This window comes from Streptomyces sp. NPDC101178, assembly GCF_044767965.1.
GTDB lineage: Bacteria > Actinomycetota > Actinomycetes > Streptomycetales > Streptomycetaceae > Streptomyces.
Window position 1 is genome coordinate 828,086 of record NZ_JBIWOZ010000002.1, and the last position, 21,571, is coordinate 849,656.

A 21,571-nucleotide genomic window follows, 5' to 3' on the forward strand; every position below is an offset into this window, starting at 1 on the left:
GGCCTTTTCAGAGGGCTGGGCGCGTCTCGGCACGGAGCTGTCCGAAGCATCGGAGCCGAGGCAGATGGCAGTGTCAGCAGCTCATGAGAGGCTGACACTGCCATCCCCACTGAGGGAACGGAGGATCGGTAAGGAGGGTTGTGTGTACGTTACAGAGTTCGGCCTCTCCAGTGTCCGGGGTTTCCATGGAGCCCGTGCTGTTGACACACTCGTCCTGCCCCAGCCCGGTGATGGAGGCAGTTGGACTGTAGTCGCGGGACGCAACGGCTCCGGAAAGTCCACGTTCCTGCGCGCCTTGGCCCTTGCGCTCGCCGGCCCGCGAGTCGCTCGTACCCTCACCCAGAACTTCAGCGGCTGGATCACTACTGGTGAGACAGCCGCCTGGTGTCAGGCTGCTGTCTCACCTGACTACGCAGTCGACCAGCTCACCGGCCGAGGCCGCGGACCGGACGGCCGCATGATGCTCGGTCTGGACTGGACGCTACCGAACGCCGACGACCTCCAGCGCAACGCCTTCGGCGGCGCCGTACAGCCCTCGCTATCCCAATACGACGGCATCAAGTACAGGTCTCCGTCAGCCGAGCGCGGCCCCTGGTCTGACAATCCGCAAGGTTGGTTTTGTGCCGCATACGGCCCCTTCCGACGCCTGATGGGGGGCAGCGGGGAAGCCCAACGGCTCATGCTCTCGCCGGGACCCGCGGGACGGATGGCCTCGCTCTTCCACGAGGACGCCTCGCTCGCCGAGGGCGTCAGCTGGCTCAAGGAGCTGCGGCTGCGGAGTCTGGAGGGCAGCGAGGAGGCCACGCAGCTTCTGGATACCGTTAAGGAACTACTCTCCGACGGCCTGCTGCCCAACAAGTATCGGGCACTGCGGGTCTCGTCCGAAGGACTGTGGGTGGCACCGGCCGACGCCCCAGACCGGGCCTATCCCCTAAGGGAAATGAGCGATGGTTTCCGAACCGTCGTGGCCCTGGTTCTCGACATAGTCCGACAACTCCAGACCGCTTACGGGACCCTCGATTCCGGGACCAACAGCACCGGCCGTCCAATCGTGCGGATGCCAGGAGTGGTCATCATCGACGAGGTGGATGCCCATCTGCACGTCACCTGGCAACGGGCGATCGGCGACTGGCTGAAGTGTCACTTTCCACGAATCCAGTTCATCGTTACCAGCCATAGCCCCTACATCTGCCAGGCCGCCGATCCAGGTGGACTCATTCGGCTGCCGGGACCTGAGGAACAGCGTGCACCTGAGGTCGTAGCACCGGACCTGTACCAGCGGATCGTGTACGGAAGCGGCGAAGATGCCGTGCTCTCCGAGCTTTTTGGCCTAGAGACCCCGTACTCCGAGCACGCAGACAACCTGCGAAAGAGGCTCGTGCATCTCGAAGAGAAGGTCTTCGATGAGGAAGCGAATGCCGACGAAGTCGCGGAGTACAAGGACCTGGCAGCCAAGCTGTCGAGTTCCCGCACCGCACGGATCTATGAGATGGCGGCGCACCTCGCAGGTGACGAATGATCCCCGTCCAACGCCTGCCTGCCACTGACGCGATGACCAAGCTCTGCAACTCCCGCACAAAGAAGATCCAGGACGCAGGAGCCACAAGCAACGCAGCCGATGCACAGTGGAAGGGTGCGCGAGCTGCCAGAAGACACATCAAAAGTCTGCTGGAGCAGATGGCCCCCGGTCGTATCCGTTGCATGTACTGCCTGGATAACCAGGGAACCGACATCGACCACTTCGAGCCGAAGGCTCTTTCCCCACTTCGGACCTTTTGCTGGGACAACCATCTGCTGGCCTGCTCTCACTGCAACAGCAACGAGAAACGCCACCTGTTTCCCTGCGACCCGGATACAGGCGCTTGCCTGCTCATCGACCCGACTGTGGACGACCCCGCGGATCATCTGAAGCTACTTCCGAGGACGGGCAAGCTAAAATTCCGTACGCCCAAGGGTAAACACAGCATCGAGGTCTTTGGACTGAACCGCGAAGAACTGCGGAAGGGTCGCGCGGATGCTTGCGAGATGTTCATCTCCGGCCTCATCCGATGGCACGATCAACTACAGCTTGGGAAGGAAGAAGCGGCTAGACGCACCGCTGTACGCCTGCGTCGTGCGGATTTCCCGGAGGTCCTTCGAACCCTCGAGGGTTTTTCCGGAACGCCTCTGGCCTCGATTCTAGAGGATCGCCATTTCCCTGCGGCGCTTTCTTTCTGGACGTCCTCCCGTGAGAGCATGAGAGCAACTCATACAATGCACACAGGTATCGACTAACATCATGGAAACGATTTTCACATCAGCGCCCCAATTGAAAATAGTGCAAAAATGCGCCGCCAAAATAGAATCCTGCCGCCTACAAGGCAACGGTGACTGGCGTTTCAATTAGCTCACGCAGCTTGACGCGCGTCGCGGCGTCAGTAGAATAGATAACTGTGCCAGCCATGCCGCGAGTCAACAACACCTTATACGTGTTGAGGATCAAGCGATGCACGTCGTTGTCCGCAATGACCTTCCGGAACACAGGGTCCTTGGACGCTGCGCGGTCAACAACCCATTTCCCGTTTCGCCACACTAGGTCCGGCCCAAGGATCACGCCGCTCCAGTCGTACTCGAATCCTTGCGCGGTGTAAACCGAACCCACCTGACTGAATCCGGCCGGATCGGTCGCCCATAGCGCGGCTGGTGGGGCCCCCATAACGGATCGGTCGCCCCGGAGGCTCCAAGGGCGGGCCCAGTCGCCGATCACTACATCCTTCGGCAGTGGCTCCCCCGGCTTGGCCTCCGACCATCGCCAGCAGTAGCCGGCTGTCATGCGTGCGCTGAAACCAAGGGTCCGCTGCTGATGGAGGAACTCTTCCAGTTCCTGGGGTGAGTCGGCGGTTCGGAGATCCATCCGTCGCTCAGGTTGCCAGGATTTTGGTCCCGCCTTCGGCGGGTCGAGCAATTGAGTTACCCAGCGCAGATACTCATCACTGCCACTATTTCTGAAATTTCCGCTGAGGGATACGATCCGACAGTCGATCCCCCTCTCCTCCGCAGTTTTTCGAATCATGTTTACCGTCCCTAGCTCTCCGGGACGTACAGCCTGAAACTCGTCCAGCAGGAAAACGGGAACGTGTGCCGCATCGATCAGCTCTTCAACCTGCAGCCTTCCAGTCCGATGAGAAGCTGGGGTGTAGCGGTTGGCGGAAGTTTCTCGAATTCGGTGAGCTTCGTCACAGATGAGGACGTCTACACTGTTAGGCTCGGCGGTAATAAAGCTGTTGAAATATGTGAAAAGGCTCTGCACTTCACGGCTGCGCGCCCCGGCAATCTTCCGCATGCTTTTCGTCAACGCAGCCGAGCCCGTGGCATAAAGCACAGTGGAGCCACTCCGGTGGAGTTCCCCTAGGAGCGCCAGCGCAATCGCACTCTTTCCAGAGCCCGGGTTTCCTGTAACGACCACGACCTCTTTGTTAGCGGAGCGTCGTGCCCGGCGGACCGCGTGCATAACCTCTTCATAGGCAACACGCTGCTCGTCCAGAAGAACGTACTGTTCTCGTTCTCGCACCTCATTGGCAGCCACTGTCAAGAGTGGCTTTGGAGGAGCAATGCTCCCGGTGAGCAACCCTTCAGCCGCCGCTGCACCGGACTCAGGCGCCAGTAGCTCACCTAGATATGCAATAAATTCGCCACGCCGCTCTGCGCTGAACAACCGTCCGCGTACGCCCAGCCTCCCTTCGCGCAACCCAGAGATACCGAACTCAGTTGCGTTGTATAGATAGGCCACACCTGCGATGCGCTCCGGGAATTCGGCGAGCGCCCCGTTAACGGATGCCAAATAGTCACAGTAACCGCGAACCTGCTCTATCGGATTAAGCACGGGCCGCGCATATGCATCGACCCGACACAGTAGCGGTTCCCCTTCTTCGGGCTTCGCCCTACTCCATTGTTTCAGCTCAATTACAACATACGAGGGCTGCCCGCTCACTGGGTGCACTCCGGCGAGGACCACGTCGGCGTACTTGGAGGTGAGTGGCAGCGCATATTCGATCATCATGTCGACGTGATCCAGCCCCGCATCCAGAAGCACGCCGGTCAGCACAGGAATGCTCTCTCCCCAGAAACGAAGCTCAGACGTGCTGGGCTCACGGCCATGCACGTGGATGAAGTTCCGACGCAGCCGAGAAATGAGCGAGCCTTCACGGACTTGTGCGGCGATTTCGTGTACCGGTGCATGAAACAGCAAGGAACGCCCCCAGGTAACGTACAGGGATTTGTGCAAGTTCAGAATGAGTTACTTTAAGCTGCTGCCTCAGCAGGGCATGAGCCCGGACGAGAACGTCCACAACGCTGCTCAACTGTATATCCACAAGTACCTCACGCCGATGGAGCCGGCCGGAGCGCGCGTACGCAGAACGCGCTCCGGCCGGCATGTGAGGGGATCGGTAAACAGCTTCTACTTGCGTCGCCACCAAGTCGACAGGAGCTGGCGGAAGACCCTGGCAAGCTCGCGGATGATCTCAGGGCGGTCGGCGGAGCGGCTGTTGCGAAGGGCCGCGTTGACGATCCTGCATGCAGTGACACAGATCGCCACACAGCAAGTAATCACAGTAAAGGCAGCCGTAGAAGCGGCGACGATGAGGGGGTCGGAGAGCAAGGCAGTCCTTTCGGCGCTACGCCGAACCGCGATGGGGAGGCACGCCCCTGGGTCCACCGCAGTCCGTCGGTAGGCGGTCTGCGTGTTAGACCGTTCGGTCGGAACTGGCCGACGATGCCGTGGAGACTGCCGTGTCCCAGCGTGCTGCGTAGCGCGGAACAAAGGCCACCGCTGTTGAACGACAGCTGAACGCGTGGAAAGGCATGGAGAAGCTCCGTTGGCTGTTGAGGACGTGTCTGCAGGAGCAGAAGTCCGGTGTTTGCCAGATGGGGCCGAATCCTACTCTCAGAACGCCCTTACGGGTAGCTAGCCCAGGCCCCGAACTGCCGCGCGGAGGCAAAACGCTCCGCGCAGGGCAGCGTGCAATCCGGGGACCACCCAGAGAACAGCATCTGCGCTCCGAGTGCTGGTCAACCTCGACACAACGTCAAGTAGGGACCGCCCTGGATCGACGGAGACGGCCCCTTCTTGGCCTACGCCTTCACAGACGCCATTTGATTGAAAGTTAAATTAGATGTTGAAGCGGAACTCCACCACGTCCCCGTCCTGCATGACGTACTCCTTGCCCTCCATGCGCGCCTTGCCCTTGGCGCGGGCCTCGGCGACCGAGCCCGTCTCGACCAGGTCGTCGAAGGAGACGATCTCCGCCTTGATGAAGCCCTTCCGGAAGTCGGTGTGGATCACACCGGCCGCCTCCGGGGCCGTGGCGCCCTTCTTGATGGTCCAGGCACGGGCTTCCTTCGGGCCGGCCGTGAGGTAGGTCTGGAGGCCCAGGGTGTCGAAGCCGACGCGGCCGAGGGTGGCGAGGCCGGGCTCTTCCTGGCCCATGGACTGGAGGAGCTCCAGGGCCTCGTCGTCGTCGAGCTCGATCAGCTCGGACTCGATCTTGGCGTTGAGGAAGATCGCCTCGGCGGGAGCGACCAGGGCGCGCTGTTCGTTCTTGAAGTCCTCGTCGACCAGCTCGTCCTCGTCGACGTTGAAGACGTAGAGGAACGGCTTGACCGTGAGCAGGTGCAGCTCGTGGAGGAGCTTGCCCTTCTCCGTGGCGGCGGTGATGCCGGCCGAGAAGAGCGTCTGGCCGGACTCCAGGATCTTCTGCGCGTCCTCGACCGCGGCGAGCACCGCGACCTTGTCCTTCTGGAGGCGGGACTCCTTCGTCAGGCGCGGGACGGCCTTCTCGACGGACTGGAGGTCGGCGAGGATCAGCTCGGTGTTGATCGTCTCGATGTCGTCCTTCGGCGAGACCTTGCCGTCGACGTGGACGACGTTCTCGTCCTTGAAGGCGCGGATGACCTGGCAGATCGCGTCGGACTCGCGGATGTTCGCCAGGAACTTGTTGCCCAGGCCCTCACCCTCCGACGCGCCCCGGACGATGCCGGCGATGTCGACGAAGTCCACCGTGGCCGGCAGGAGCTTCTGGGAGTTGAAGATCTCCGCGAGCTTGTCCAGCCGCGGGTCCGGGACGCCGACCACGCCGACGTTCGGCTCGATCGTGGCGAACGGGTAGTTGGCCGCCAGCACGTCGTTCTTGGTCAGGGCGTTGAACAGGGTCGACTTGCCGACATTCGGCAGACCGACGATTCCGATCGTGAGCGACACTTTGGCGACTTCCTGGAGTGAGGAGGGGGTCAGGGGCGTCCGCGGCCGGCTCGGCTGTTCGGGCCGGGTCGCGGAGTGGACCGATTCTCCAGTTTACGGGCGGGGGCGCGCCGCCCCGCACGGGTCCGCCGAAGGCCCTGGGCGCGGAGGTTCCCGTATGCCTCGGCACCGTACGTACACCGCCGAACAGGTCTGTTTCGGCCGTGCCGCATCGAACGCAACGCCAAGGTCGGCCAAAGCGCGTGTCCAACGCCTGATTCCTCCGGCCTCGCGACCTACGTTGTCCCCGTGGAGCAGCCCAGGACACGTCCCCCGCAGCGCAGGCCGGCCTCACAGGCCGCGCCCGTTCCTCCCGTCGCGCCCGTGCCGGGTGTCTTCGGTGAGTCCGCCACCGTCTACCGAGCGGCCGGGAGCTCCGGCGGGCGGGTCCGTGCCGTGCCGCCCGCGCTGCTCGCGCTGCGGCGGTTCCCCAACCCCCGGCTCACCGGGATCGGGGCCGGGCTGTTCGCCGCGCTCACCATGTTCGTGCTGGCCTGCCTGGACCGGCTGCTGTTCGACAGCTCCGAACTCGTCTACGGGCTGCTCTTCCTGCCCGTCAGCGCGCTCACCGCACTCTGGGTCCGGCCCGCCGACCTCGTCACCGCGCCCATCAGCGTGCCCATCGCCTTCGCCGTCGGGGTCTTCCCGATCTCCGGAGGGTCGGAAGGGTTCGGCGGGCAGGTCATGGGCCTGGTCACCGCGCTCGCCGTGCACGCGGGGTGGCTGTACGGCGGAACGCTGGTCGCCGGGCTCATCGCCTCCGTACGCAAGGTTCTGCACATGCGGGCCCGGCAGCGGTATCTGCTGGCCCAGGGGCGTACGGGAGCGGCGAAGGCCCCCCGGCCCGCTCCCCGGACGCCGAAGAAGAAGGTCGCCGGGGCGGGCGCGCCGACGGGCCGCGCCGAGCGGCCTCGCGCCAGCCGGTGAGACCCGGGGTCCTGGGGGGGTCCCCCAAGCCCCCGGCCCGTGCCCCCTTGACCTCTACCGCCCCGCCGCCGCCATCGCCGCGCCCACGATCCCCGCGTTGTTCTGCAGCTCCGCAGGGACCATCTCCGCGCGGACCTTCTCGATCAGCGGCAGGAACTTCTCCGCCTTACGGCTCACGCCTCCTCCGATGATGAAGAGCTCGGGCGAGAACAGCATCTCCACGTGCAGCAGGTACTTCTGCACCCGGTGCGCCCAGTGCTGCCAGCTGAGGTCCTCGTCCTCCTTGGCCTTCGTGGAGGCGCGCTTCTCCGCGTCGTGGCCGTGCAGCTCCAGGTGGCCCAGCTCGGTGTTGGGGACGAGGCGGCCGTCGACGAAGAGCGCGCTGCCGATGCCCGTGCCCAGCGTCAGCATGATGACCGTGCCCTTACGGCCCCGGCCCGCGCCGAACGTCATCTCCGCGACCCCGGCCGCGTCCGCGTCGTTCAGGATCGTCACCGGCTGACCGACCCGGTCGCCCAGCAGCGCACGGGCGTCCGTGTCGATCCAGCCCTTGTCGACATTGGCCGCCGTGCGCGTGGTGCCGTCCGTGACCACGCCCGGGAACGTGACCCCGACGGGGCCCTGCCAGCCGAAGTGGCCGACCACCTCCGCCACGCAGTCGGCCACGCGGTCGGGCGTGGCCGGGTGCGGTGTCAGCACTTTGTGGCGCTCCTGCGCCAGGTCCCCTCGGTCCAAGTCCACGGGAGCGCCCTTGATCCCTGAACCGCCGATGTCCACGCCGAAGATCTCCATGGAAACACCGTACGGGGAGGCAGGGCGCCGTGCCCTGCTACTCGGCCTACTCGGTGCCTGCCCGCGCCTACTCGGCGGAGAGGGCCGCAGCCTCGGCGCGCAGGTCCCGGCGCAGCTCCTTCGGGAGGGAGAAGGTGATCGACTCGTCGGCCGTCTTGACCGTCTCCACGTCCTCGTAACCGCGCTCCGCGAGCCACTCCAGCACCCCGTCGACCAGGACGTCCGGGACCGAGGCGCCGGAGGTCAGGCCGACCGTGGACACGCCTTCCAGCCACGCCTCGTCGATCTCGCTCGCGAAGTCGACCAGGTGCGCGGCGTCGGCGCCGGCGTCGAGGGCGACCTCGACCATGCGGATGGAGTTCGAGGAGTTCTTGGAGCCGACCACGATGACCAGCTCGGCGTCCTCGGCCAGCTTCTTCACCGCGACCTGGCGGTTCTGCGTGGCGTAGCAGATGTCGTCGCTGGGCGGCGAGAGGAGGTTGGGGAACTTCGACTTGAGCGCGCCCACCGTCTCCATCGTCTCGTCGACGGAGAGGGTGGTCTGGGAGAGCCAGACGACCTTCGACTCGTCGCGGACCTCGATGTTCGCGACGTCCTCCGGGCCGTCGACCAGCTGGATGTGGTCGGGGGCCTCGCCGGAGGTGCCGATGACCTCCTCGTGGCCCTCGTGGCCGATCAGGAGGATGTCGTAGTCCTCCTTGGCGTACCGGACGGCTTCCTTGTGGACCTTGGTGACCAGCGGGCAGGTCGCGTCGATGGTCGCGAGCTTGCGCTCGGCGGCCTCCGCGTGGACGGTGGGCGCGACGCCGTGTGCGGAGAACATCACGATGGAGCCCTCGGGCACCTCCGCGGTGACGTCCACGAAGATCGCACCCTTCTTCTCCAGGGTCTGCACGACGTACTTGTTGTGCACGATCTCGTGGCGGACGTAGATCGGGGCCCCGTACTGCTCCAGGGCCTTCTCGACGGCGATCACGGCGCGGTCCACGCCCGCGCAGTAGCCACGGGGTGCGGCGAGCAGGACACGACGGGCAGGCGTTGCAGTCATGTGTCCCATCGTAAGGCCGTACCCAGCGGGCGCCTCGACGGCCGGGTCGGGAGACTGATGGCTGCACGTGTGTGGCGGACAGTGACTGTGGAGGGTTCATGACGCCGGTCCCGGAGAGCGACAGCGGCAGCAGCGTGGCGGAGGGCGAGCTGCGGCGGACCCTCGGCTTCCGGGACCTCGTCGTCTACGGGCTCCTGTTCATCGCGCCCATGGCCCCCGTCGGCATCTTCGGCACCCTGGACGCCAAGTCCGGCGGTTCGGTCGCCCTCGTCTACCTGGTGGCCACCGTCGTCATGGGGTTCACCGCCTTCAGTTACGCGCAGATGGTGCGGGTCGCGCCCTTCGCCGGGTCGGTCTTCACCTACGCGCGCAAGGGGCTCGGCGAGGGGCCCGGGTTCATCGCCGGGTGGATGGCGATGCTCGACTACCTGCTGATCCCGGCCGTCGCCTACCTCTTCTCCGGGATCGCGATGAACGCGCTGGTCCCGGAGGTGTCGCGGTGGGTGTGGACCGCGATCGCGGTGCTGGTGACCACGCTGCTCAACCTGTGGGGCGTACGGGCGGCCGCGCGGGTCGGGTTCGCGGTGCTGGCCATGGAGATCGTGGTGCTGCTGGTCTTCGTGGTGTCGGCCGTGGTCGTCCTCGTACGGGACGGGGCGCAGCGCGGGTGGCTGACGCCGCTGACCGGGGACGCGGCGTTCTCCATGGCGGCGGTGCTGGGCGCGGTCTCTGTGGCCGTGCTGTCGTATCTGGGGTTCGACGCCATCGCCTCGTTCGCGGAGGAGGTGACGGGCGGGTCGCAGAAGGTGGCGCGGGCGGTGCTGTTCTGTCTGGTGCTCGCGGGGGTGCTCTTCATCGCCCAGACCTATCTGGCGGCGCTGCTGGAGCCGATGAGTTCGGCCGAGCTGGCGGCGGATCCGGCGGCGCAGGGGTCGGCCTTCTACGACGCGGTCGACGCCTCCGTGGGGAGCTGGCTGCATGACCTGGTGGCGGTGAGCAAGGCGATCGGTGCGGCGTTCGCTGCGCTGGCGGGGCAGGCGGCGGCCGGGCGGCTGGTCTTCGCGATGGCCCGGGAGCGGCGGCTGCCAGGTCTGCTGGCGAAGGTCGACCCCAAGTCGGGCGTGCCGCGCGTCGCGATCCTGGGTGCGGCGATCGTGACGCTGGTGGCAGCGGTGTGGGCGGCCCGGCGCGACGACGGGCTGGACCATCTGGTGTCGGTGGTGGACATCGGTGCGCTGACGGCGTTCGTGCTGCTGCACGCGTCGGTGGTCGGCTGGTTCGCCGTACGCCGGATGAGCGGGCCGCCCGTCTGGTGGAAGCACGTGCTCCTCCCGGTGGTCGGTGCGGGGATCCTCGTCGCCGTGATCGTGGAGGCGACGACGAGCGCGCAGGTGGTGGGGTTGTGCTGGCTGGCGGTGGGGTTCGTGGTGCTGGCGGTGCAGGGGGCGGGGACGCGTGGTGTGGGGAGCGGGCGGTGAGCGGGTCTTCTCCCGTACAAGCGGACAGGCGGGCGGTGCGGGGGCCTTCTCCGGTACGCGGGCCGGTCTCCGCTGTCCGTGCGTGCCGATACGCTCGATCGCATGGCTCTCAACACGTCCGCGGAAGCTCCGCTGCCCGTCGGTGAGGTGTCGCGCCTGATCGGCGGGTGGATCGACAAGCTCGGCGCCATCTGGGTGGAGGGGCAGATCACCCAGCTCTCGCGGCGGCCGGGTGCCGGGGTCGTCTTCCTGACCCTGCGCGACCCGGCCCATGACATCTCGGTGAGCGTGACCTGCTTCCGGCAGGTGTTCGACCGGATCGCCGACGTGGTGAGCGAGGGCGCGCGGGTCGTCGTCCTCGCCAAGCCCGAGTGGTACGCGCCCCGGGGGCAGCTGTCGCTGCGGGCCACCGACATACGGCCGGTCGGCATCGGTGAGCTGCTGGTGCGGCTGGAGCAGCTGAAGAAGTCGCTCGCCTCCGAAGGGCTCTTCGCGCTGGACCGGAAGAGGCCGCTCCCCTTCCTGCCCCAGCTCATCGGACTGGTCTGCGGGCGGGCCTCCGCCGCCGAGCGCGATGTCCTGGAGAACGCGCGCCGCCGCTGGCCCGCCGTCCGCTTCGAGGTCCGCAACACCGCCGTGCAGGGGGTGAACGCGGTCGGCCAGGTGGTCCAGGCGGTCGAGGAGCTGGACGCGCTGGCCGAGGTGGACGTGATCGTGGTGGCGCGGGGCGGCGGGAGCGTGGAGGACCTGCTGCCGTTCTCCGACGAGCGGCTGATCCGGGCCGTCGCCGCCTGTCGTACGCCGGTGGTCTCCGCGATCGGCCACGAGCCCGACTCCCCGCTGCTGGACCTGGTGGCCGACCTGCGCGCCTCCACGCCCACGGACGCGGCCAAGAAGGTCGTCCCGGACGTGGGCGAGGAGCTGGACCGGGTGCAGCAGCTCCGGGACCGGGCGCTGCGCACCGTACGAGGAATCCTGGACCGCGAGGAGCGGGGGCTCGCGCACGCGCTGGGCCGGCCCGCGATGGAGCGGCCGCAGCGGCTGGTGGACGAGCGGGCGGCGGAGGTCGACGCGCTCGTCGGGCGGAGCCGCCGGGTGCTGGGCCATCTGCTGGACCGGGCCGATTCGGAGCTCGCGCACACCCGGGCCCGGGTGGTGTCGCTGTCGCCGGCCGCCACGCTGGAGCGGGGGTACGCGGTGCTCCAGCGGCCCGACGGCCATGTGGTGCGCTCCCCCGCGGAGGCCGGAGCGCCCGGTGAGCCGCTGCGGGCGCGGGTGTCGGAGGGCGAGTTCACGGTGCGGGTGGACGGGGCCGGGGACGGGTGAGCCTCGGCGAAGAGGCTCGGCGCGTGGGACCGGAAGACGACAGACCTAGGGTGGATCACATGACGGACGACGGTACGGCGGCGGCTGCCGCGACGAGCACGCTCGGGTACGAGCAGGCGCGGGACGAGCTGATCGAGGTCGTACGCCGGCTGGAGGCGGGCGGCACGACGCTGGAGGAGTCGCTGGCCCTGTGGGAGCGCGGCGAGGAGCTGGCGAAGGTCTGCCGTCACTGGCTGGAGGGCGCCCGGGCCCGGCTGGACGCGGCGCTGGCCCGGCCGGAGGGCGAGTCCGGAGGGGGTCCGGCCTCCGACGGCTGATCACGCGGAGAGCCTGAGGAGCTGTGGAGTGGATCACTCCCCTCCAGTTTTAGTTGAAAGTTAACCTACCTCTCCGTTACGGTCGACGCATCGCCCCACGCGCCCTTTCGGAAGGTTTGCCCTCACATGTCCCTCGTTCTCGACCCCGCCGCCCAGGACCTCCTCTTCCGTGAGGCCCGCACCGCCAACACCTTCACCGACGAGCCGGTGACCGATGAGCAGGTCCAGGCGATCTACGACCTGGTCAAGTTCGGCCCGACCGCCTTCAACCAGTCGCCGCTGCGCGTCGTCCTGGTCCGCTCCGCCGAGGGCCGCGAGCGTCTGGTGCAGCACATGGCCGAGGGCAACCGCCCGAAGACCGCCACCGCTCCGCTGGTCGCGATCCTGGCCGCCGACAACGAGTTCCACGAGGAGCTCCCGGCGCTGCTGCCGCACTTCCCGCAGGCCAAGGACATGTTCTTCGCCGAGCGCCCGGTCCGTGAGTCGGCCGCCGGCCTCAACGCCGCGCTCCAGGCCGCGTACTTCATCATCGGTGTCCGCGCCGCCGGCCTGGCCGCCGGACCGATGACCGGTTACGACGCCGCCGGCATCCAGAAGGAGTTCCTGGACGGCGACCACACCCCGCTGATGGTCGTCAACATCGGCAAGCCGGGCGAGGACGCCTGGTTCCCGCGCAGCCCGCGCCTCTCCTACGACGAGGTCATCACCACCGTCTGAGCGACGCCACCCGGCCATGTGAAGGGGCCCCGGAACACCTGGTGTTCCGGGGCCCCTTCACGCAGGTGCGACCGGGAAGGCCCTGCACGTAGTCACGACCGCGAAGGCTCAGGACGCCGGAGAGGCCGGGGCCGACGGCACCGGCTCCGTCCTGAGCGCCTCGACCATCTCCACCAGCCGCTCCCGGGGCGCCGTGCCCGTCACCACGGTGGTGTGGCCCTTGCCGGGCAGGACGAGGGCGTCGTACTTCTCGCCCTCCCAGACCTGCCAGGTGCGGCCCGCGACCGTCTCGGTGGTGCCGGTGTCCTTGGCCTTCTGGCTGACCTGCGGGATGTACGTGCGCGCGTCGGCCGTGGACTGCTCGACCGCGACGTACCGGCCGTCCGGGTCGTGGAAGCCGAGGTGCCAGGCCTTGCCCGCGGCGCGGTCGAACGAGACGGAGGTCGGCTTCCACTTCTCCGGCAGGCCCTCCGGCGCGGCGACCGGGTAGGGCGCGGCGATGCGCACCGTCGCCAGTTCCACCGTGAAGTCGACGGCCTTGACCGGGTCGAGGTTCTCGTCGTGCGGAACGAAGATGTAGATGACGCCCGCACAGGCGGCGGTCACGATGGTCGACAGGAACATGTTCCTGGCCGTCTGCTTGCCTCGCTTGCTCTCTGCCACGGCATCCATGGTGGCACGCGGCCCGGCACGCCCGGCCGCAGGGTGGGGCCGGAGGCGGGTGCTGACCGTGGGTGGCGGCGGGGACACGGACCGGGGCGCTCATGCGTGACCCGCACTGCTCATTTTATCGACCTACCGATAGAGTCGCAGCACCCTCATATCCGGTCGTCGCCGTACAGAAAGGTGCGCTCCGATGTCCGAGCATCATCTGCCGTCCCAACTGGAGGTCTCCCCGGAGGCCCCCGACCGCAACCTGGCCCTGGAGTTGGTCCGGGTCACCGAGGCCGCCGCGATGGCCGCCGGGCGCTGGGTGGGCCGCGGCGACAAGATCGGCGCCGACGGCGCCGCCGTGAAGGCCATGCGCACCCTCGTCTCGACCGTCTCGATGAACGGCGTCGTCGTCATCGGCGAGGGCGAGAAGGACGAAGCCCCCATGCTGTTCAACGGCGAGCGGGTCGGCGACGGCACCGGCGCCGAGGTCGACATCGCGGTCGACCCGATCGACGGCACCACGCTCAACGCCAAGGGCATGCCGAACGCGATCGCCGTGCTGGCGGCCGCCGACCGCGGCGCGATGTTCGACCCGTCGGCGGTCTTCTACATGGACAAGCTGGTGACGGGGCCCGAGGCGGCGGACTTCGTCGACATCAACGCCCCTGTGGCGGTGAACATCCGGCGCGTGGCACGGGCGAAGAACTCCACGCCCGAGGACGTCACGGTCGTCATCCTGGACCGGCCCCGGCACGAGGGTATCGTCAAGGAGATCCGGGAGACCGGCGCGCGGATCAAGTTCATCTCGGACGGCGATGTCGCGGGCTCGATCATGGCCGCCCGCGAGGGCACCGGCGTCGACCTGCTGATGGGCATCGGCGGAACGCCCGAAGGCATCATCTCGGCGTGCGCCATAAAGTGCCTCGGCGGTGTCATCCAGGGCAAGCTCTGGCCCAAGGACGAGGCGGAGCGGCAGAAGGCGCTGGACGCGGGCCACGACCTGGACCGGGTCCTGTCCACCGACGACCTGGTCAGCGGCGACAACGTGTTCTTCGTGGCGACGGGGATCACCGACGGTGAGCTGATGCGCGGTGTGCGGTACCGCGCGGAGACGGCGACCACCGAGTCGATCGTGATGCGCTCCAAGTCCGGCACGATCCGGTCGATCTCCTCGACCCACCGGCTGTCGAAGCTGCGCGCCTACAGCGCCATCGACTTCGACCGCGCGAAGTAGCTGAGAGGTCAAGCCAGAGAGGGCGCGAGGGCTACGGTCCCCGCGCCCCCTCTGCCTTGCGCGGTCTCAGCCTGCCGCGGCTATGCGCTCCGCCGGTGCGGCGGCGGTCAGTTCGATGTCGCGGCGGCGACGGCGGGCCAGCGCGACCCGGCGCTCGGCGGCGGTGAGCCCGCCCCACACCCCGTACGGCTCCGGCTGCATCAGCGCGTGCTCCCGGCACGCCACCATGACCGGGCAGCGGGCGCAGACCCGCTTGGCGGCCTCCTCCCGGGCCAGTCGGGCGGCGGTCGGCTCCTTCGACGGGGCGAAGAACAGCCCGGCTTCGTCCCGGCGGCACACCGCCTCCGAGTGCCAGGGTCCCGCCTCGTCCTCCCGGGCGGGGGTCCGCTGGGCAGGAACGGCGGCGACCTGCAGAGGCTGATGCGGCGGTTGCAGCACGGTCTACTCCTGACGACGGCTACGGCTTCGCGAGCGAGAGACGATGCAGCAGTCCATACCCGTTGCGTGTACGCCTATGCACTGAGCGGCACCGGCGCACGGTGTGCGACAAGGGCTCCAGGAGGTGTTCTGGCTGATTCTCGAAGTGCGTCCGTCCGTGCCGTACTCAGTGGCCGAGGTGCTTGCGCAGCCGCCTCTGGAGGTCCGCGACGAACTTGCCGCGCTTCGGCTTGGCCTCCACGCCGCCGAACACCGCGTAGCCGTTCACCACGACGACCGGCGCCTCCGGGTCCACCGACTCCAGCGAGCGGATGTCGAAGCCGCCGAGGACTCCTGTGCCGTTGCCGCGCAGCGTGATGTTCTCCGGCACCCGGATCTCGACGCTGCCGAAGATGGCCGTGGCGTTGATGACGGTGAGTCGTTGGCTGAAAAGCGCCTCGGTCAGATCGATCTCCACGCTGCCGAAGAGCGAGAAGGCGTTCGTCCGGGGGCCGACGCGCCAACGGCCCTTGCGGGTGGCGCTGCTGAAGACCGCGACGAGGTTGTCCACCGGGCCGTCGGCGGCCTCGGGGCCGTACCCGTACGGCTGCGCCTCCGGGCGCGGGGAGGCGGCGCCGGAGGAGGCGGGCAGATCGCGGACCAGCGGCTGGAGTTCGCCGACGGTCTTGGCCCGGTAGACGAGGTCGACCCGCTCCGCGTGCTCGTCCGCCGTCAGGCGCCCCTCGGCCATCGCCTCGCGCAGGATGTCCGCGATCCGGTCGCGGTCGGCGTCGGAGGCGCGGATCGAGTCGCCGGGCACGGCCTCGGCGGGCGAGACCTGGGCGGGCGGGGCGGACGGCCGGGCGGGATGCTGGGGCTGCTTCTCTAGGTCCACCGCCCCAGCGTACCCAAACGCGATAGATCGCGACTACCCTCCGGGGCGGCGCGCCTGGAGGCGGGGCAGAGCACCTGGAGGCCGGGCGAGGCTCCTGGAGGTCGGCCGAAGCGCGGAAGGGCCGGTCTCCAGGTGAGCCTTACCTCACAGGATCGGACGAGGAGGCTCGTTCTACCCTGGTTGATGCGCTGCCCAAGGGAGGTCAGCCGCTGTCGCCGAGTGAGGAATGGCCGTAATGCCAGAGTTTGCGTACTCCGATCTGCTCCCGCTGGGAGAGGACACCACGCCGTACCGTCTGGTGACCGCCGAGGGTGTCTCCACCTTCGAGGCCGACGGCCGTACGTTCCTCAAGGTCGAGCCGGAGGCGCTGCGCACGCTGGCCGCCGAGGCGATGCACGACATCTCGCACTACCTGCGCCCGGCCCACCTGGCGCAGCTGCGGCGGATCGTGGACGACCCGGAGGCCTCCTCCAACGACAAGTTCGTGGCGCTGGACCTCCTGAAGAACGCGAACATCGCGGCCGCGGGTGTCCTGCCGATGTGCCAGGACACCGGAACGGCCATCGTCATGGGCAAGCGCGGGCAGAACGTGCTGACCGAGGGCGGTGACGAGGAGGCCCTGTCGCACGGGATCTTCGACGCGTACACCAAGCTCAACCTGCGCTACTCGCAGATGGCCCCGCTGACCATGTGGGACGAGAAGAACACCGGCTCCAACCTCCCTGCCCAGATCGAGCTGTACGCCACCGACGGCGGGGCGTACAAGTTCCTGTTCATGGCGAAGGGCGGCGGCTCGGCCAACAAGTCGTTCCTCTACCAGGAGACGAAGGCCGTCCTCAACGAGGCCTCCATGATGAAGTTCCTGGAGGAGAAGATCCGCTCGCTCGGCACTGCGGCCTGCCCGCCGTACCACCTGGCGATCGTGGTCGGCGGAACGTCGGCGGAGTTCGCGCTGAAGACCGCCAAGTACGCCTCCGCGCACTACCTGGACGAGCTGCCCGCCGAGGGCTCCCCCACCGGCCACGGCTTCCGGGACAAGGAGCTGGAGGAGAAGGTCTTCGAGCTGACGCAGAAGATCGGGATCGGCGCGCAGTTCGGCGGCAAGTACTTCTGCCACGACGTGCGCGTGGTGCGCCTCCCGCGGCACGGCGCCTCGCTGCCTGTCGCCATCGCCGTCTCCTGCTCGGCCGACCGCCAGGCCACCGCGAAGATCACCGCCGAGGGCGTCTTCCTGGAGCAGCTGGAGAAGGACCCGGCCCGCTTCCTCCCGGACACCACCGACGAGCACCTCGACGAGGCGGGCGGGGACGTCGTCGAGATCGACCTCAACCGGCCGATGGACGACGTGCTGGCCGAGCTGACCAAGTACCCGGTCAAGACCCGGCTCTCGCTGACCGGCCCGCTGGTCGTGGCGCGCGACATCGCGCACGCCAAGATCAAGGAGCGGCTGGACGCGGGCGAGGAGATGCCGCAGTACCTGAAGGACCACCCGGTCTACTACGCGGGCCCGGCGAAGACGCCCGAGGGGTACGCCTCCGGCTCCTTCGGGCCGACGACGGCCGGCCGGATGGACAGTTACGTGGAGCAGTTCCAGGCGGCGGGCGGTTCCAAGGTGATGCTCGCGAAGGGCAACCGCAGCAAACAGGTCACCGAAGCCTGCGGTGCGCACGGCGGCTTCTACCTCGGCTCGATCGGCGGCCCGGCGGCGCGGCTCGCGCAGGACTGCATCAAGAAGGTCGAGGTCGTCGAGTACGAGGAGCTCGGCATGGAGGCGGTCTGGCGCATCGAGGTCGAGGACTTCCCGGCGTTCATCGTCGTCGACGACAAGGGCAACGACTTCTTCACCGAGCCCGCCCCGGCGCCGACGTTCACCAGCATTCCGGTCCGGGGCCCCGGCCTGGGCTGACCGGCCGCCGGTCGCGGCACACGCGGCACACGGAGGGAGGAGGCGTCCGAACGGGCGCCTCCTCTTCCGCATTCGGAGCGCGTTCGGAGCACGTTCGGGCCGTGCCCGGCCGGCAGCCGAGCCGTGTCCCGGCACGAGGACCTCCGAACGTCGATTTCAAGCCAATCTCGCACCGGCGGACGCCACCGGCGCGACCGGGTCCGGAACAGGCCCGACGGCCTCCACCGCGCGCCCGTGGGCCGCCGCACAGGCCGGATGGCCGTCCCCGGCAGAGCGCTGTCAGCTCGCCCGAACGGACACCACACGCAAGGACGTTGAAAAACTCGCCCCCACCGGCCCCGGCCGCCCCCGGGCCACCGCAGCGGTCAGGTGGCCGGTCCCGCACCGCCGCTTTCCCGCAGCCCGCCGCCTTCCGGGCTTGCGCCGCGCCGGGCGCACCGCCAAAGGTTGCCGAACGTTCCTGACCATCTCACCGAGCTGACTCCACCGGCCTGATCCGCCGGGCGCCCTCGGCGCTCGGCGGCCCTTCGCCGCGCGACCACTGCCGCACTCCGGAAAGGCGGACGCCGCATGACCCCGGCCCCCCACCGCAGCCACACCGACGACCTGCTCGCCTTCATCGCCGCAAGCCCTTCGCCGTACCACGTGGTCGCGAGCGCCGCCCAGCGGCTGGAGAAAGCCGGATTCCGCGAGCTGCTCGGCACGGACGACTGGACCGGGGCGACCGGCGGCTGCTTCGTCAGCCGGGCCGGAGCGCTGATCGCGTGGTACGTCCCCGAGGGCGCGCCCGCGCACACCCCGTTCCGGATCGTCGGCACCCACACCGACTCGCCGAACCTGCGGATCAAACCCGCACCGGACACCGGCAGTTCGGGATGGCGTCAGATCGGGGTGGAGATCTACGGCGGGGTCCCGCTGAACACCTGGCTCGACCGGGACCTCGGCATCTCGGGCCGGCTGGCCCTGCGCGGCGGCCCGGACGGCAGCCCGCGCAGCCGCCTCGTACAGATCGACGAACCACTGCTGCGGGTACCGCAGTTGGCGATCCATCTGGACCGCACGGTCAACGACGGCGTGGCACTGGACCGGCAGCGCCACATCGCGCCGATCTGGGCGCTCGGCGATCCGCGCGAGGGTGAGCTGCTGCGGCTGGTCGCGGCGGCGGCCGGGGAGGACGCGGCGGACGTGCTGGGCTGGGACCTGATGCTGCACGACATCCAGCAGCCCGGATACCTGGGCGCGGAGCGGGAGTTCGTGGTGGCGTCCCGGCTGGACAACCAGGTCTCGGTGCACGCCGGGGTGAGTGCTCTGGTGGACGCGGCGACCGGGGTCACCGAGCCGTCCTTCGTCCCGGTGCTGGCCGCCTTCGACCACGAGGAGGTCGGCAGCGGTTCCGAGACGGGGGCGCAGAGCCCGCTGCTGGAGCGGGTGCTCTCGCGCTCGGTCGCGGCCCGGGGCGGCTGCGACGAGGACTGGTCACGGGCGCTGTCGGGCGCCTTCTGCGTCTCCGCCGACATGGCCCACGCGGTGCACCCGAACTACGCGGAGCGCCACGACCCCGACCACCGTCCGCTGCCCAACGGCGGCCCGACGGTCAAGGTGAACGTCAACCAGCGGTACGCCACCGACTCCACCGGTATCGCCATGTTCACGGCCGCCTGCGAGCGGGCGGAAGCGCCGTGGCAGCCGTTCGTCTCCAACAACGCGATGCCGTGCGGCACGTCGATCGGCCCGCTGACGGCGGCCCGTCTCGGCGTGACGACGGTGGACGTGGGCGTACCGGGCCTCTCGATGCACTCGGCGCGCGAGCTGTGCGGGGTGGACGACCCGGCGTATCTGGCGGCGATCCTCGGCGCGGTGATGACGGGGAACTGACGGCACGCGGTGGGTGGCGGACGCGCGCAGGGCCCGCCACCCACCGCACGGAGTTACGCGAAGCGCTGCTTCGCGCTGCCGTCGCACGTCTGGAGCTTGAGCGGGTCCTTGGCCCCGGCCAGCGTCAGACAGAGCCCGGTCGCGGCGGCCGGGCGGATGGTGCCCGCCTGGCGGACGAACTTCTGGTTGGCCGCGCCCGCGCAGTTCCACACGATGAGCGTGGCGCCCGCGTTGTACTTGGCGCCGGACACGTCCAGGCACCGGTCATGGCTGAGCGCGGTGCGCAGGGTCTGCGTACCGGTGTCGTACCACCAGTTCTGGTTGCGTCCGCCGTGGCAGTCCCAGCCGCCGATCGCGGTGCCGTTACGGGTCACCGAGGCGGGGACGTCGAGGCAGGTGCCGGTGGCCTCGTTCCTCACCGGCCGGAACAGGTCGTCCCAGGCGGCCCCCTGGAGGACCGGGTCGCCCGTGCTGGCCGGGTCGGCGCAGCTCGCCTCGCGGAGGCCGGAGCCGTACATCTGGGTCAGGCAGGAGGCGAAGGCGCGGTGGCCGGCCGCGTTGGGGTGGAAGGACTGGCGTACGGAGTTCTCGTCGGGCAGTCCGGGCTTGCTCAGGTCGATGTAGAGCCCGCGCGCCCACGGGGCCTCGCTGCACACCTCGTGGCCGTGGAAGAGGCGGGAGTTGTCCAGGTAGGCGGCTCCGGTGGAGGCGGCCGCCTTGCGCATGCCGGCCTGGAAGGCGGGCACGGCGGTGTTGCGGCCCCAGACGGTGTCGGAGTCGTAGCCGAGGCCGCCGCAGATGAGCTTGCCGGGGAACTTCGGGTTGTCGTAGAAGTCCGGGCCGATCGGGCTCGGGTAGCCCATCAGGACGAGCTTGTAGTCGTCGTCTCCGTATCCGGCGTCGGTCATGACCGTACGCAGATCGCGGACCGTCGCCTCGACCTTCGGGACCAGCGCGTCCACACGCGCCTGCCAGCCGCCCGCGTACTTCGGCTCGCACGGGCCCTGGAGCGTGATGTAGCGGACCACGCAGTCCGTCATGACCGGGCCGAACTGGAGGTCGTCGTTGGCGCCCGCGACCAGGACGACCATCTTGATCCGGGTGTTGCGGGCCTTGATGGCGAGGCTGTCGCTCTGGACCAGCTCATCGGCGTACTGCTTGTTTCCGCCGATTCGGATGTTCCCGGAGTAAGCGCCGGAGCAGGAGACGTTGTACGTGACGTCCGCCGCGATGCCCGTGCGGTGGATGGCGGCCTCCGGCGAGCGGTGGCACCAGTTGTCCGGCCCGTTGGTGCCGGGGTCGTAGGTGCCCACGCCTTCGCCGGAGATCTCGCTGTCGCCCAGGGAGATGAGCCCGGTCTTCCGTTCGGCGAGCGGCCGTTCGGCGGGGCTGCCGTACAGCCGGGTGGCTTCGGCCGCCCGGATCGTTTCCAGCGCGGGCGGGAGAGGAGTCGATGCGATAGTGCTGGTGCCGGTACCCGAATCGGCCGCGCCCGCCGGTCCGGCGACCGCCAACGTGGTGGCGGCCACCGCGAACGCGGCGGTGACAGCGGCCGTACAGCGGAGCCGGCGAAGGCTGCGGAGCCCTCGAAGTCTGAGCCTGGTGCGCCTCATTGCGCCTCCCGGGTGAGTGGTTACCCCGGGTATTTACTGGCCGGTAGGCGACTTGGGAATAGCTGGAACAAGACACGTGCTCATCTTTTGCGGGA

General features: G+C 68.4%; 18 protein-coding genes. 10 read left to right on the forward strand and 8 right to left on the reverse strand.

The features are described from left to right. The first annotated feature begins 142 nt into the window (after positions 1–142). Together ACIRR8_RS07825 and ACIRR8_RS07830 are read left to right on the forward strand one after the other, a co-directional pair. A complete protein-coding gene (locus ACIRR8_RS07825; RefSeq protein ID WP_404060311.1) occupies positions 143–1,519 on the forward strand; it encodes an AAA family ATPase in 1,377 nt (458 codons plus the stop codon). Positions 1,520–1,551: 32 nt separating this feature from the next. Next, complete coding sequence (locus ACIRR8_RS07830; RefSeq protein ID WP_404060314.1) at positions 1,552–2,274, forward strand: HNH endonuclease; 723 nt, start codon at positions 1,552–1,554, stop codon at positions 2,272–2,274. Positions 2,275–2,353: 79 nt separating this feature from the next. Here the strand turns inward: ACIRR8_RS07830 and ACIRR8_RS07835 are convergent, their stop codons facing one another. Next, positions 2,354–4,228 (reverse strand): DUF2075 domain-containing protein, encoded by a 1,875-nt coding sequence (locus ACIRR8_RS07835; protein ID WP_404060317.1) that lies wholly within the window; start codon positions 4,226–4,228, stop codon positions 2,354–2,356. 921 nt (positions 4,229–5,149) lie between these two features. Continuing rightward, positions 5,150–6,238 (reverse strand): redox-regulated ATPase YchF, encoded by a 1,089-nt coding sequence (gene ychF, locus ACIRR8_RS07840; protein ID WP_404060319.1) that lies wholly within the window; start codon positions 6,236–6,238, stop codon positions 5,150–5,152. 363 nt (positions 6,239–6,601) lie between these two features. Here ychF and ACIRR8_RS07845 point away from each other — a divergent pair, with 363 nt between their 5' ends. After that, entirely contained in the window at positions 6,602–7,204 is a 603-nt protein-coding gene (locus tag ACIRR8_RS07845) for a DUF6542 domain-containing protein (protein ID WP_404060753.1), read from the forward strand. A gap of 54 nt (positions 7,205–7,258) precedes the next feature. Here the strand turns inward: ACIRR8_RS07845 and ppgK are convergent, their stop codons facing one another. After that, positions 7,259–7,996, reverse strand: a complete 738-nt coding sequence (gene ppgK, locus ACIRR8_RS07850) for a polyphosphate--glucose phosphotransferase (RefSeq protein ID WP_404060321.1) — start codon at positions 7,994–7,996, stop codon at positions 7,259–7,261. Between the two features lie 67 nt (positions 7,997–8,063). Next, positions 8,064–9,053, reverse strand: a complete 990-nt coding sequence (locus ACIRR8_RS07855) for a 4-hydroxy-3-methylbut-2-enyl diphosphate reductase (RefSeq protein ID WP_404060324.1) — start codon at positions 9,051–9,053, stop codon at positions 8,064–8,066. 89 nt (positions 9,054–9,142) lie between these two features. On the opposite strand from ACIRR8_RS07855, the gene ACIRR8_RS07860 reads away from it, so the two are divergent. From ACIRR8_RS07860 to ACIRR8_RS07875, 4 genes are all read left to right on the forward strand, one after another. Continuing rightward, the gene (locus tag ACIRR8_RS07860) at positions 9,143–10,522 is read left to right on the forward strand and encodes an APC family permease (protein WP_404060327.1); all 1,380 of its coding nucleotides are present in this window, start codon (positions 9,143–9,145) and stop codon (positions 10,520–10,522) included. 102 nt (positions 10,523–10,624) lie between these two features. Further along, complete coding sequence (xseA, locus tag ACIRR8_RS07865) at positions 10,625–11,848, forward strand: exodeoxyribonuclease VII large subunit (RefSeq protein ID WP_404060330.1); 1,224 nt, start codon at positions 10,625–10,627, stop codon at positions 11,846–11,848. Positions 11,849–11,907: 59 nt separating this feature from the next. After that, on the forward strand, positions 11,908–12,165 hold the full coding sequence (locus tag ACIRR8_RS07870; protein WP_404060333.1) for an exodeoxyribonuclease VII small subunit: 258 nt from the start codon (positions 11,908–11,910) through the stop codon (positions 12,163–12,165). 126 nt (positions 12,166–12,291) lie between these two features. Continuing rightward, positions 12,292–12,882, forward strand: a complete 591-nt coding sequence (locus ACIRR8_RS07875) for a malonic semialdehyde reductase (RefSeq protein WP_404060336.1) — start codon at positions 12,292–12,294, stop codon at positions 12,880–12,882. Positions 12,883–12,990: 108 nt separating this feature from the next. On the opposite strand, the gene ACIRR8_RS07880 is transcribed toward ACIRR8_RS07875, so the two are convergent. Continuing rightward, the gene (locus ACIRR8_RS07880) at positions 12,991–13,554 is read right to left on the reverse strand and encodes a DUF4245 domain-containing protein (protein WP_404060339.1); all 564 of its coding nucleotides are present in this window, start codon (positions 13,552–13,554) and stop codon (positions 12,991–12,993) included. A gap of 184 nt (positions 13,555–13,738) precedes the next feature. Between ACIRR8_RS07880 and glpX the strand changes: the two genes are divergently transcribed. After that, positions 13,739–14,770 (forward strand): class II fructose-bisphosphatase, encoded by a 1,032-nt coding sequence (glpX, locus tag ACIRR8_RS07885; RefSeq protein WP_030115326.1) that lies wholly within the window; start codon positions 13,739–13,741, stop codon positions 14,768–14,770. A 66-nt stretch (positions 14,771–14,836) separates the two neighbouring features. Here glpX and ACIRR8_RS07890 read toward each other — a convergent pair whose 3' ends face one another. Together ACIRR8_RS07890 and ACIRR8_RS07895 are read right to left on the reverse strand one after the other, a co-directional pair. After that, positions 14,837–15,208, reverse strand: coding sequence for a WhiB family transcriptional regulator (locus tag ACIRR8_RS07890; RefSeq protein ID WP_015611061.1), 372 nt, complete (start codon positions 15,206–15,208; stop codon positions 14,837–14,839). Between the two features lie 166 nt (positions 15,209–15,374). After that, the gene (locus tag ACIRR8_RS07895) at positions 15,375–16,082 is read right to left on the reverse strand and encodes a DUF1707 domain-containing protein (RefSeq protein ID WP_404060343.1); all 708 of its coding nucleotides are present in this window, start codon (positions 16,080–16,082) and stop codon (positions 15,375–15,377) included. 235 nt (positions 16,083–16,317) lie between these two features. Between ACIRR8_RS07895 and ACIRR8_RS07900 the strand changes: the two genes are divergently transcribed. Together ACIRR8_RS07900 and ACIRR8_RS07905 are read left to right on the forward strand one after the other, a co-directional pair. Beyond that, positions 16,318–17,988: a fumarate hydratase gene (locus ACIRR8_RS07900; protein WP_404060346.1), complete on the forward strand. Its 1,671-nt coding sequence runs from the start codon at positions 16,318–16,320 to the stop codon at positions 17,986–17,988. A 570-nt stretch (positions 17,989–18,558) separates the two neighbouring features. Next, a complete protein-coding gene (locus tag ACIRR8_RS07905; RefSeq protein WP_404060348.1) occupies positions 18,559–19,863 on the forward strand; it encodes a M18 family aminopeptidase in 1,305 nt (434 codons plus the stop codon). 53 nt (positions 19,864–19,916) lie between these two features. On the opposite strand, the gene ACIRR8_RS07910 is transcribed toward ACIRR8_RS07905, so the two are convergent. Then, complete coding sequence (locus ACIRR8_RS07910; protein ID WP_404060351.1) at positions 19,917–21,476, reverse strand: ricin-type beta-trefoil lectin domain protein; 1,560 nt, start codon at positions 21,474–21,476, stop codon at positions 19,917–19,919. Positions 21,477–21,571 lie beyond the last annotated feature (95 nt).

Coding starts and splice junctions, on each gene's coding strand:
- ACIRR8_RS07830 (WP_404060314.1), top strand. CDS start 1,552: ATGACCAAGCTCTGCAACTCCCGCACAAAGAAGATCCAGGACGCAGGA.
- ppgK (WP_404060321.1), bottom strand. CDS start 7,996: ATGGAGATCTTCGGCGTGGACATCGGCGGTTCAGGGATCAAGGGCGCT.
- ACIRR8_RS07855 (WP_404060324.1), bottom strand. CDS start 9,053: ATGGGACACATGACTGCAACGCCTGCCCGTCGTGTCCTGCTCGCCGCA.
- ACIRR8_RS07860 (WP_404060327.1), top strand. CDS start 9,143: ATGACGCCGGTCCCGGAGAGCGACAGCGGCAGCAGCGTGGCGGAGGGC.
- xseA (WP_404060330.1), top strand. CDS start 10,625: ATGGCTCTCAACACGTCCGCGGAAGCTCCGCTGCCCGTCGGTGAGGTG.
- ACIRR8_RS07870 (WP_404060333.1), top strand. CDS start 11,908: ATGACGGACGACGGTACGGCGGCGGCTGCCGCGACGAGCACGCTCGGG.
- ACIRR8_RS07875 (WP_404060336.1), top strand. CDS start 12,292: ATGTCCCTCGTTCTCGACCCCGCCGCCCAGGACCTCCTCTTCCGTGAG.
- ACIRR8_RS07880 (WP_404060339.1), bottom strand. CDS start 13,554: ATGGATGCCGTGGCAGAGAGCAAGCGAGGCAAGCAGACGGCCAGGAAC.
- glpX (WP_030115326.1), top strand. CDS start 13,739: ATGTCCGAGCATCATCTGCCGTCCCAACTGGAGGTCTCCCCGGAGGCC.
- ACIRR8_RS07900 (WP_404060346.1), top strand. CDS start 16,318: ATGCCAGAGTTTGCGTACTCCGATCTGCTCCCGCTGGGAGAGGACACC.
- ACIRR8_RS07905 (WP_404060348.1), top strand. CDS start 18,559: ATGACCCCGGCCCCCCACCGCAGCCACACCGACGACCTGCTCGCCTTC.
- ACIRR8_RS07910 (WP_404060351.1), bottom strand. CDS start 21,476: ATGAGGCGCACCAGGCTCAGACTTCGAGGGCTCCGCAGCCTTCGCCGG.